General features: G+C 73.4%; 12 protein-coding genes. All 12 read right to left on the bottom strand.

The features are described 5' to 3' along the window. Positions 1-113: 113 nt before the first annotated feature. The 12 genes from ETD96_RS33675 to ETD96_RS33620 all read right to left on the bottom strand — a co-directional run bounded on the left by ETD96_RS33675 (position 114) and on the right by ETD96_RS33620 (position 9,750). Positions 114-851: a maleate cis-trans isomerase family protein gene (locus ETD96_RS33675; RefSeq protein WP_138640528.1), complete on the bottom strand. Its 738-nt coding sequence runs from the start codon at positions 849-851 to the stop codon at positions 114-116. Between the two features lie 2 nt (positions 852-853). Continuing rightward, entirely contained in the window at positions 854-1,672 is an 819-nt protein-coding gene (locus tag ETD96_RS33670) for a GntR family transcriptional regulator (protein ID WP_138640527.1), read from the bottom strand. After that, positions 1,669-1,983, bottom strand: coding sequence for a hypothetical protein (locus ETD96_RS33665; protein ID WP_205719579.1), 315 nt, complete (start codon positions 1,981-1,983; stop codon positions 1,669-1,671). The genes ETD96_RS33670 and ETD96_RS33665 overlap by 4 nt, the downstream gene beginning before the upstream one ends. 64 nt (positions 1,984-2,047) lie before the next feature. Then, entirely contained in the window at positions 2,048-2,896 is an 849-nt protein-coding gene (locus ETD96_RS33660) for a nitrilase-related carbon-nitrogen hydrolase (protein ID WP_138640526.1), read from the bottom strand. Beyond that, entirely contained in the window at positions 2,889-4,025 is a 1,137-nt protein-coding gene (locus tag ETD96_RS33655; protein ID WP_138640525.1) for a DODA-type extradiol aromatic ring-opening family dioxygenase, read from the bottom strand. Before ETD96_RS33655 ends, ETD96_RS33660 begins: the two co-directional genes overlap by 8 nt. A gap of 1 nt (position 4,026) precedes the next feature. Beyond that, the gene (locus tag ETD96_RS33650) at positions 4,027-5,046 is read right to left on the bottom strand and encodes a 2,5-dihydroxypyridine 5,6-dioxygenase NicX family protein (protein WP_138640524.1); all 1,020 of its coding nucleotides are present in this window, start codon (positions 5,044-5,046) and stop codon (positions 4,027-4,029) included. Between the two features lie 48 nt (positions 5,047-5,094). Beyond that, complete coding sequence (locus ETD96_RS33645; RefSeq protein WP_138640523.1) at positions 5,095-5,850, bottom strand: SDR family oxidoreductase; 756 nt, start codon at positions 5,848-5,850, stop codon at positions 5,095-5,097. Between the two features lie 3 nt (positions 5,851-5,853). Beyond that, complete coding sequence (locus ETD96_RS33640; protein ID WP_138640522.1) at positions 5,854-6,042, bottom strand: ferredoxin; 189 nt, start codon at positions 6,040-6,042, stop codon at positions 5,854-5,856. A 1-nt stretch (position 6,043) separates the two neighbouring features. Further along, complete coding sequence (locus ETD96_RS33635; RefSeq protein ID WP_138640521.1) at positions 6,044-7,243, bottom strand: NADH-ubiquinone oxidoreductase-F iron-sulfur binding region domain-containing protein; 1,200 nt, start codon at positions 7,241-7,243, stop codon at positions 6,044-6,046. Next, positions 7,237-7,857: an isochorismatase family protein gene (locus ETD96_RS33630; protein ID WP_138640520.1), complete on the bottom strand. Its 621-nt coding sequence runs from the start codon at positions 7,855-7,857 to the stop codon at positions 7,237-7,239. The genes ETD96_RS33635 and ETD96_RS33630 overlap by 7 nt, the downstream gene beginning before the upstream one ends. Further along, complete coding sequence (locus ETD96_RS33625; RefSeq protein WP_138640519.1) at positions 7,854-9,212, bottom strand: aromatic ring-hydroxylating oxygenase subunit alpha; 1,359 nt, start codon at positions 9,210-9,212, stop codon at positions 7,854-7,856. Before ETD96_RS33625 ends, ETD96_RS33630 begins: the two co-directional genes overlap by 4 nt. A gap of 10 nt (positions 9,213-9,222) precedes the next feature. Then, on the bottom strand, positions 9,223-9,750 hold the full coding sequence (locus ETD96_RS33620) for an aromatic-ring-hydroxylating dioxygenase subunit beta (RefSeq protein ID WP_205719578.1): 528 nt from the start codon (positions 9,748-9,750) through the stop codon (positions 9,223-9,225). Between the last annotated feature and the right edge of the window lie 137 nt (positions 9,751-9,887).

Below are 9,887 nucleotides of genomic sequence, written 5' to 3'. Positions count from 1 at the left end.
CACCGAGATCTACTCTCTCTCCGTCGTCGGCAGCGTCAAAGGTGTATAAGAGACAGGGGGGTGGGGTGGGATGTATTCAAAACTGCATGCAGAAAGGGAGCCGAGAAAAGGGGTCAGCTCCGGTCCGCGAGCAGCCACCCGGCGCCCGGGACGACCGGCTCCAGGCCGAGCTCGCGGAGCGTCCGCCACACGGTGGCGACCGACGCGGTCACCACCGGGATGCCGAACGAGTCCTGGATCCGCTGCACGACCGGCAGCGAGGGCATCTGCACGCACGCGCTGAGCACCAGCGCGTCGGCGCCGGAGGTGTCGATCCGCGCGGCGATGCCGACGAGGTCCGCCGGGTCGAGCCGGCCGACCGCGAGGTTGTCGGAGACCTCCAGGCTGACGGCGTCCTGGACCTCGACGCCCTCCGCCTCGATGTACTCGCAGACCGTCCCGGTCAGCGGCTTCATGTACGGGGTGATGACGGAGACCTTCTTCGCGCCGAGGTGCTGGAGCCCCTCGACCAGCGCGCCCGCCGAGGTCAGCACCGGTGCCCGGCCGGCGACCGCCGACAACCGCTGCCGGCTGACCCGGTGGTAGCCCGGCGAGTGCGCCATGATCGCGACGAGGCAGGCGTAGGCCATCACGTCCACGTCGGCGTCGGCGAGCTGCTCCGCGCACACCAGGGACTGGTCGTCCATCGCGCGGAGCTGCTCGGGATCGACGTGCTGCATCCGCATCCGCGCGGAGTGGAACGTGAACCGCTCCGGCGCGACGGCCTCGCGGGCCCGCAGCATCGCGGGGATCTCGGTCTCCATGGTGGTGTTCGAACTGGGCACGATCATGCCGAAGCGGATCGCGGTCATCGTCAGGTCTTCCTCTCCTCGCGGACGTGCCGCAGGTTGGCGGTGGACAGGTTCAGCTCGCCGCGCACTCCGGGCCGCAGCCAGCGCAGCGTCCCCGGGCGCTCGATCCGGCCGTCCGGCGCGGTGCCGAGCTCGATGCCGAGCCCGCGCGCGGCGAGCGCCAGCGGGCCGAAGACGTGGTCGGGGTCCTGGTCGAGGACGAGCCCGAGCGCGGCGTCGATCAGGTGGAACTCCAGGACCTGCCGGGCGAACTGGGCGTCGCGGTCGCGCATCGCCTCCAGCAGCAGCCGGTCCAGCCGGGTGAAGTCCTCGGGCGCCTCGGGGTGGGAAAGGTAGAGCCGCTGGTGCCGGTAGATCTTCAGGTGCAGCGACTCGGTCAGCTCCGCCCACGCCTTCGGGTACCGGCCGAGCGCGGTCTGGTGGAAGCGGAGGTGCGCCTCCTGGAAGTCGCGGATGCGGCGGCCGTCGCCCTCCATCCGCGCCAGGTCGGCGTCCATCCGCTCCAGGTCGCCGTCGGTGAGCTCGGCGACGATCCCGGCGATCGTCGGCGGCTCCACCAGCAGCCGGAGGCCGTAGTACTGCTCGACGTGCGCGGCGCTGGTCGGCGCGACCTCCATGCCGCGGTTGGCCTCCGCGACCACCAGGCCGTCGGCCTCCAGCCGGTGCAGCGCCTCGCGCAGCGGCGTCCGCGACACCTCCAGCTCGGTGGCGAGCCCGCCCTGCGAGAGGCGGAGCCCCGGCGCGTAGACGCCGTCGATGATCCGCTCGCGCAGGGTGTGGTAGATCGCGTCGACCGTGTTGCCCGGCCTGGACTCGGTCATCGGCGCTCCGTCCCCTCCGCGCCGGGGGTGCCGCCGGCGGCGCCCGGGGCCTGGCCGGCGCCGGGCGCGTCCTCGGAGCCGAGGGCCACCGCGAACAGCTCGGTGAACCGCTCCGGGTCCTGCCGGGCGACGATCTCCAGTTGCATGGCGTCCAGCAGGATGCGGTGGCCGTGCTTCGGGACGAGGATCTCCAGCCGCTCGCCCTGCCGCGTCCACACCTTGCGGACCAGGACGCCGGTGAACTCGTTCCCGATGCCGATGGCCTCTCCCGCGCGGACGACCCCCTCGGGCAGTTCAGGTTCCGCGGTCATGTCCCGTCCCCCTCGATGTGTGCGGCTCGGTCCGGTGCGGCCGGTGCGGCGCAGCCGGTCTGGTTCAGTCGATCTCGATGATCTGTGCGGGGACACCGTAGGCCGCCGGGCGCACCCCGCGCAGCACCGGAAGCGTCTCCCTGCGCCGCGCCACCGCCCCGAGATCGAGCTCCAGGACGCGGGACGCGGCGGGCGCCGTGCCGAGGTCGGCCAGCACCTCGCCCCACGGCCCCGCGGCGAGCGCGTGGCCGTGGGTCGGGAACGCGTCGTCGGCGCCGTCGCCCCCGTGGACCGTCGCCGACGCGACCACGTAGGCGGAGTTCTCCACGGCGCGGGCCCGCAGCAGCAGTTCCCAGTGCGCCTCCCCGGTCCGCCGCGTGAACGCCGACGGGACGAGCAGCACCTCGGCACCGGCCAGCGCCAGCGCCCGGTACAGCTCGGGGAAGCGCACGTCGTAGCAGATCGTCAGCCCGACGGCGGCGCCCGCGACCCGCAGCAGCGCGGGGCGGTCGCCGGCCGTCTCGACGCCGGACGCCTCGAACGAGCGCCCGTCGATCCGCGCGTCGAACAGGTGGATCTTGTCGTAGCCGCCGGCGATCTCGCCGTCCGCGCGGATGGCGAGGGCGGTGTTGCGGACCCCGCCGGACGACCTGCGCTTGAACCCGCCGAGGACGACCGCCGACCCCGCCGCCTTCGCGGCCCGCCGCAGCGCCCCGATCTCCGGGTCGTCGACGGACAGCGCCGCGTCCCGCATCTCGGTGTTGGTGCCGAGCATCAGCCCGTTCTCCGGCAGCAGGACCAGGTCGGCGCCCGCGCACTCGCGGATCATCGCGCAGGCCGTCTCGACGTTGGCCGCGACGTCGCGGGTGGCGTGCCACTGGGTGAGGCCGACGGTGAGCGTCCGGTCAGGCATGGGCGTGCTCCTCGCGGCCGGCCCGCGCGGGACGCTCCGGCAGCGGCAGGTCGACGACCGTCCAGCCGCCGCCGGACGCCTCCATCGGCTCGTACGCGAGCACCTCGGCGGGCACTCCGGGCCCGACCAGCCCGAGCATGATCAGCCAGTTGAGGAACTCGTACTGGCCGTGGTCCAGCAGCGGGTACGGCTCCAGGTTGCCGAGGTCGTTGCCGCGCCCCGCCTGGAGCATCTCCAGGATGTAGGTGTCGAACTCGACGTCCACGCCGCCGAACTTCCCGGGGTCGAGCCAGTGCGAGAGCCCGCCGGTCGCGAGCATCGCCACCCGCTCGCCGCGCGTCTCCAGGACCGTGCGCAGCACCTCCCCGAACGCCCGCGCGCCGAACGGCGAGAACGTCCGCGCCGGCTGCGTGATGATCGGGACGACGGGCAGGCCGGGCCGCGGCAGCACCTGCCGCAGCGGGACGATCAGCCCGTGGTCCAGGTCGACGCGGTCGGCCTCCTCGACCTCCATGCCCTCGGCGCGGACCGCGTCCACGATCGCGCGCGCGAAGGCGGGCGCGCCGGTGAGGGCGAGGTCCAGGTCGGGGCGCTTGAAGAACTCCATCGACCCGGTGTGCGACGCCGCCGTGCCGACGACGAACGCGCCCGTCCGGAAGCTCTGGAAATGGCAGTCGGCCGTCACGAGCAGCACGTCGGGGTCGGCCGCCGCGATCCGCTCGCCGAGCCGCCGGTACGCCCCGGTGAGCCGGGCGACGCCGTCGGCCGGGTCGATCTCGGGGCGGGCCAGCAGGTCGGGGACGTGCGAGCAGCCGCCCGCGAACACCAGGTTCGCCGGCACGTCCGGGTCGGGCGGCGGCGCCGCGTGCTCCACGTGGAAGCGGCTCGCGCTGGTGGAGTCGCCGAGGTCGTCGGCGAACCACCGGCTGACGAGGATCGTGATGCCGTCGACGACGCCGGCGGAGCGGAGCCGGTCGCGCCGCCCGTCGGCGATGACGCCGGCCCATTCGGCGTCCAGCCCCAGCCCGGCGCCGACGCCGGCCGGGTCGGCGCGGAACCGGGCGAGCAGCGCGGTGTCGCGGCCGAGCGCCAGGATCGCCTGCTCCAGGACCTTCGCGGTCACCGCCATCTCATGCCTCCTCGCCCGTCAGCACCCCGTCGCGGACGACCGCGTGCCCGTCGATCTCGACGGTGCAGCCGCGCATCGGGATGTCCAGGTGCGCCGGGGTGTCGCGGCCCGCGAACCGGTTCGGGCCCGTCGACCACATGAAGTTCCCGGCGGTGGAGCGCAGCTCCTGCCCGTACAGCGAGCGCGGCTCGTAGACCTCGAACGCCGACCAGCGGGCGACCGGGTGGACGCCCCAGCCCATGTGGGAGACGGCGTACACGTTCTCGTCGTCCCACGCCTCGAAGTAGTCGCGCAGAACGAACGCGTCGTTCCCGGCGCCCTCGACCTTCGTGATGAAGCCCTTCTCGATCGTCAGCGTCACCGTGTCGCGGACCGCGCGCTGCCACGGGATCAGCACGTCGCCGGGCTGCAGGACGATCGTGCCCGCCGCGGTCAGGTCGTGCGGGAAGCAGGCGACGAAGCCGCTCGGCCAGTGGTCCCAGCGGCCCGGCTCGTCGACGTAGCCCCACTGGTGGGTGATCGGAAGGTCCTCGCCGGAGATGTCGGCGGTGAGGTCGGTGCCGGCGGCGGACGTCACGCGCAGCGTGCTGCCCGCCTTCAGCCGCCGGCCGCCCGCCTCGACGACCGCGCGGAGCCGCTCGTCGCCCATCAGCCGCTCCAGCACGTTCGCGGGCTCGGCGACGAACAGCATCCGCTTGCCGTTGCCGGTGATCCGCGTCCGGACGTCGGAGTGGATCAGGCCCTCCACCGTCACGTCGATGACGAGGTCGCACTCGGCGGCGGCGGCGAGCAGCGCCGCGACCTCCCGGCCGTCGGCCTCGTAGGGCGGCAGCAGCGGGTTGGACAGGCTGGACGCGGTCAGCACCAGCGCGCCCGCGCCGATGTCGCGGGCCGCGGCGACGGCCGCCTCGGCGTAGTCGGTCTTCTTGCCCAGCTCGGAGATCACCGCGACGGTCTCCGACGGCTTCAGCGCGCACAGCCGGTACTGGTCGACGAACAGTTCCCGCAGGGTCTTCGGCATTCCGGTGTCTCTCTTTCTTTCTGGGAGCGGGTTCTCGGGAGGGGCCGGTCAGAGGGTGGAGCGCACCGCGCCGCCGTCCACCGCGAACGCCTCGCCGGTGACGAACCCGGCCGCGGGGGACAGCAGGAAGGCGGCGGCCCGCGCGATCTCCTCCGGCTCGGCCCACCGGCCGAGCGGGATGGCGGACACGACCTTCGCCTGCTCCTCGTCCCCGGTCGTCCCGTTCGCCGCGGACTTCGCGGCGACGATCCGCCGCATCCGGTCGGTGCCGGTCGCGCCGGGCATCAGCTGGTTCACGCGCACGCCGTGCGGCGCCAGCTCCATGGACATCTGCTTGGCCAGCGCCGACAGCAGCGACCGCATGGAGGCCGACAGCACGCCGCCGGGCGCGGGCTGCTTCACCCAGGTGGAGGTGATGAACAGGATCGAGCCGCCGCCCTGCTCGACCATCTGCCGCGCCCCCGCCGAGGCGAGCTGCACGGCGGGCCGGACGAGCTGGTCGTAGGCGAGCGCCCAGTCGTCCTGGACGGTCTCCAGGAACGGCACGATCTTGGGGCCCGGGGTGTTGATTACGAGGAGGTCGAGCCTGCCGTGCGCGGCGACCACGTCGGGGACGAGCCGGTCGACGGCCGCCGCGTCCACCTGGTCCACCGGGTACGGCGTCCGTCCCGGCGCGGCCTGCGGCGCACGGGCGCTGACGGCGACGTCCGCGCCCTCCGCGGCGAGCAGCCCGGCGATCGCCGCGCCGATGCCGCGGCTCGCGGCGGTGACGAGCGCGACCTTGCCGTCCAGTCCGAGGTCCACGGGTCAGTCCTCGATCGTGATGGCGGACTCGGGGCACTGCGCGGCGGCGCGGCGCGCGGCCTCCGGGTCGGCGGGGACGCCGTCGCCGGTGACCGCCGCGTAGCCCCAGTCGTCCAGCTGGAACAGGTCCGGGGCGATCTCCGCGCACGTGCCGTAGCCGCTGCACTTGGTCGCGTCGACGAACACCTTCATGTCAGCTCTCCTCTCGTTCGAGGTCTCGTTCGGTGGCCCGGTCGAAGTCGGCCGGGAACTCGGCGCGGACGGTCCGCGCCCATCCGGCCGCGCCGTCCAGGAACGCGCACGCGCCCCGGCCGGGCAGCGTCTCGCCCCAGCGCCGCAGGTTGTCGCGGTCCCGCCGGTTCGCCGTGCCGTCCTTCAGCGCCGCGAACACGTCGCGGATCGCGGCGGTGCCCTTGGCGCACACGCCGCACTGCCGCGCCGACTCGCGGGCGTACCAGGCGGTGATCTCGGCGGCGACGGCGAGCGGGTCCGTCCCGGCCGGCAGCGCGGTGATCGCGCCGCAGCCCAGCCCGGAGCCGGCCGCGCGCACCGCCTCGTAGGTGCAGGGGGTCGCGGCGTGCGACGGGCCGAGGAGCCCGCCGAACCAGCCGCCCATCACGAACCCGGCGGGCTCACTGGTGAAGCCGCCCGCACGGGCGAACAGCTCCTCGACGGACAGCCCGAACGGGACCTCGTACACGCCGGGCTCCGCGCACGCGCCGGTCAGGGTGACGAGCGTCGTGCCGGGCGACTCCGCCGTGCCGTTCTCGCGGTACGCGGCGGCGCCGTGCCGGGAGATCCACGCGGCGTGCGCGAGCGTCTCCACGTTCGACACGAGCGTCGGGCGGCCGTCCACGCCGGAGTCGCAGACGCGCGGCGGGCGGGCCAGCGGCAGCGCGGGGCCGCCGCCGATCGACCGGCAGGCGGCCGTCTCCTCCCCCGCCACGTACGTCGGCTCGACGACGTGGACCTCCGGGACGGGGCCGCCGACCGCCGGCATCTCGGCGATGGCGGCGCGCACCGCCGTGACCGTATCCGGGTGGGAGAGGTAGACGACGGCGCGGTCCGCGCCGACCGTGCGGGCGGCGAGCAGCAGGCCGTCCAGCACCAGGTGGGGGCGGTTCACCAGCAGCCACCGGTCCTTGTGCGAGCTGGGCTCGCCCTCCTCGCCGTTGGCCACGACCACGCGGGGGCCGGGCCCGTCCGCGACCGCCCGCCACTTGACGTGCGCGGGGAACCCGGCGCCGCCCCGGCCGCGCAGCCCGGCGGCGGCCAGCTCGGCGAGCACGTCGCCGCACGCGGCGGGCGCGTACGTGCCGCGCTCGCGCTCGGCGGCGAGGCCGAGCGGTCCCGGCGTCAGCAGCCGAGGCTCGGTCAGCACCCGGGTCACCATCGGGCCAGCACCTCCTCCACGCCCACGACGTCGCCGTACTTCGCGTCGATGTCCAGCAGGTTCGCCTCGTGCGGGCCGGGCTCGCGGTCGCCGACGCACTCGCGCGGGACGAACACCGCGAGGTCCAGCGCGCAGGCGTCGACGGCGGTCGCCCGGACGCAGCCGGACGTGGTCGCGCCGCAGACGACGAGCGTGTCCACCCGCTCGGCGGCGAGCCGGGCGGCGAGGTCCGTGCCGGCGAACGCGGAGGCCGCCTTCTTGGCGATCACCGGTTCGCGGACGGGCAGCCGCTCGTCCACCTCGACCCACCGCGAACCCTCGGTGAGGGCGCGGAGCGCGGGCATCTTGCGGAGCCAGACGAGGCCGTCGAGGTCCGCGGGCGCGTAGGCGATGGTCGTCAGGAAGACCGGGACGCCCGCCGCCGCGGCGCGCTCCAGCAGGGTGCCGGTGTGCGCCACGACGTCGTCCAGGTCCGAGCCGGGCGGGCACGCGGGGTCGGTGAACCCGGCGATCAGGTCCACCACGACCACCGCCGGGCGGTCGCCCCAGGCCAGCCGGCCGCCGAGGCCGCCGCGCCCGTACCGCTCGCGCGTCGCCGCGATCCAGTCGCTCATTCGAACGTCAGCTTCGGCCAGGTGCCGGGCTCGGCGCGCATCATGTCCGCGTAGAACCGGTACAGGTTGCGCTGGACGCCCTCCTCGTACCGCGTCCAGTACGCGATGCCGGGCCCCGGCCAGTCGGGGACCTCCTTGGCGATCCCGATGCCGGGCATCCCCATCTGGTAGTTCAGCTTGAAGTCGAGCAGGTCCGCCGCCGTGGACCGGCCGGTGCGGCTCACCGTGATCCACGGCTCGGTGTCGTCCATCTCGAAGGCGCCGCCCATGGAGAAGGTGCCGAGGCCCGCCCGGTACGCCCGGTCCTTCTGCTCGGGCGTCATGTTCTTGTAGACGCAGAACCAGTTCCAGATCTCGACCTGGCCGACGCCGTGCGGCTGCCACGTCCGGATCGTCATCACGCCCGTCGGCGGGTGGTTCGCGCCGTCCTCGGTCATGGGCAGCGCGAGGATCGAGAAGTTCGGGAAGACGTTCGCCACCATCACGCGGGAGCGGCGGGCGATGTCGAGCTGGTGCTCGCTGATCCGGGACGTGTCGAACGTCGCGGCGACGTCGTCGGGGAAGCCGAAGAACTTCGGGCCCGGCTCGTCCTCGGACGGCGCCATCGAGAACGACAGCGAGTGCCCCGGCGACGCCTGGATGTGGTACCCCATCATGTTCTCCCGGAAGGGGACGGGGAACGCGCCGATCTCCCACACCGACCGGTGCAGCGTGCCGAGGTGGTAGTCGTCGCCCGCGAAGTTGTCGCTGCCCGACTTCCAGTTCGCGTCGATCACGAACCGCTGCGGCGCGCCGATGATCTCGATGCCGTGCTCGTTCAGCCCGAACAGCAGGTCGAGGTACCAGGCCATGCCGCCGAGGTAGTCCTCCAGCTCCGGCGCCGTCGGGTCGAGCGTCGCGAACACGAGCCCGTGGTAGGAGCGGACGCGGGCGACCTTCGCCAGGCCGTTGCCCTCCTTCGGCATGCCGCCGAACGCGTTCCGCCAGAGCGGGGCGCCGACCAGGTCGCCCTTCGTGTTGTACGTCCACCCGTGGTACGGGCAGCGGAAGTGGGAGGTGTTGCCCGAGTCGGACCGGCACACCTGGACGCCCCGGTGTCGGCAGGCGTCGAACAGCACGTGGATCTCGCCCTGCTCGTCCCGGACGACGATGAAGCTGTCCTCGCCGATCTTGCGCAGGACGTAGTCGCCCTTCGCCTCGATCTCCGACTCGTGCGCCAGGTAGACCCAGCACCGGCCGAAGACCGACCGCAGCTCCCGGTCGTAGATCTCCTGGTCGCCGAAGATGGCGGCCGGGACCTCGCCGCGCCCGACGCCGTCGGCCAGCTCGTCGAGGATCCGCTCGCTCCGTGCCATCGAGTCCCCCTCAGAAGAAGATGGAAAGGTTGTGGGTGCCGATCACGGTGAGGTCCAGCCGGACCTCGCGGCGCAGCAGGCGCAGGGCGCCGTCCTCGCGGCGCAGCACGTCCCTGCGCTCGCCGGACAGCAGCTGCGGCCGCGTCTGCTCCTGCCGGGTGCGGAAGATCAGCAGGTTGCTGCGCACCGCCGCCTCGTCCCCGCCCAGGTCGGTGACCTTGATGTTGGTGACGAAGTGCCGGATCCGGGACGGCGGGTCCTCGGCCCAGGCGTACGCGGTCTCGTTCCGCGCGACCCGGCTCTCCAGCGAGCCGTACGTCTCGTCGAGATGGAACGTTCCCGGCAGGAAGCCGGTCCCGCGCGCCCGCTCGACCGTCTGCCTCAGCGGCACCTGGTAGACGACGTCGCGGCTGACCATGCCCTCCAGCCACTCGCGTTCCCGGTAGTCGTCCAGCAGCTCGGCCTCGACGTCCATCCAGTCGACGACCTCGTTGTAGAGCGCGCTGCCCGCCCGCACTCGCACGCCGGTTCGCACCACGGCGACCTCCCTTCCGAAGGTGCCCACACTTTTGCATACACTTTGTGGATGCGGCAAGGGTCACATGGAACGTCCGGGTAAAAATCCGGCATGACCGGCGCTGACCTGGGTGGAGCGCCGGGTCGGTGGGTGGGGGG

The organism is Actinomadura geliboluensis (genome assembly GCF_005889745.1).
Classification (GTDB): Bacteria; Actinomycetota; Actinomycetes; order Streptosporangiales; family Streptosporangiaceae; genus Spirillospora; species Spirillospora geliboluensis.
This window is presented reverse-complemented; position numbering and strand designations above follow the sequence as displayed.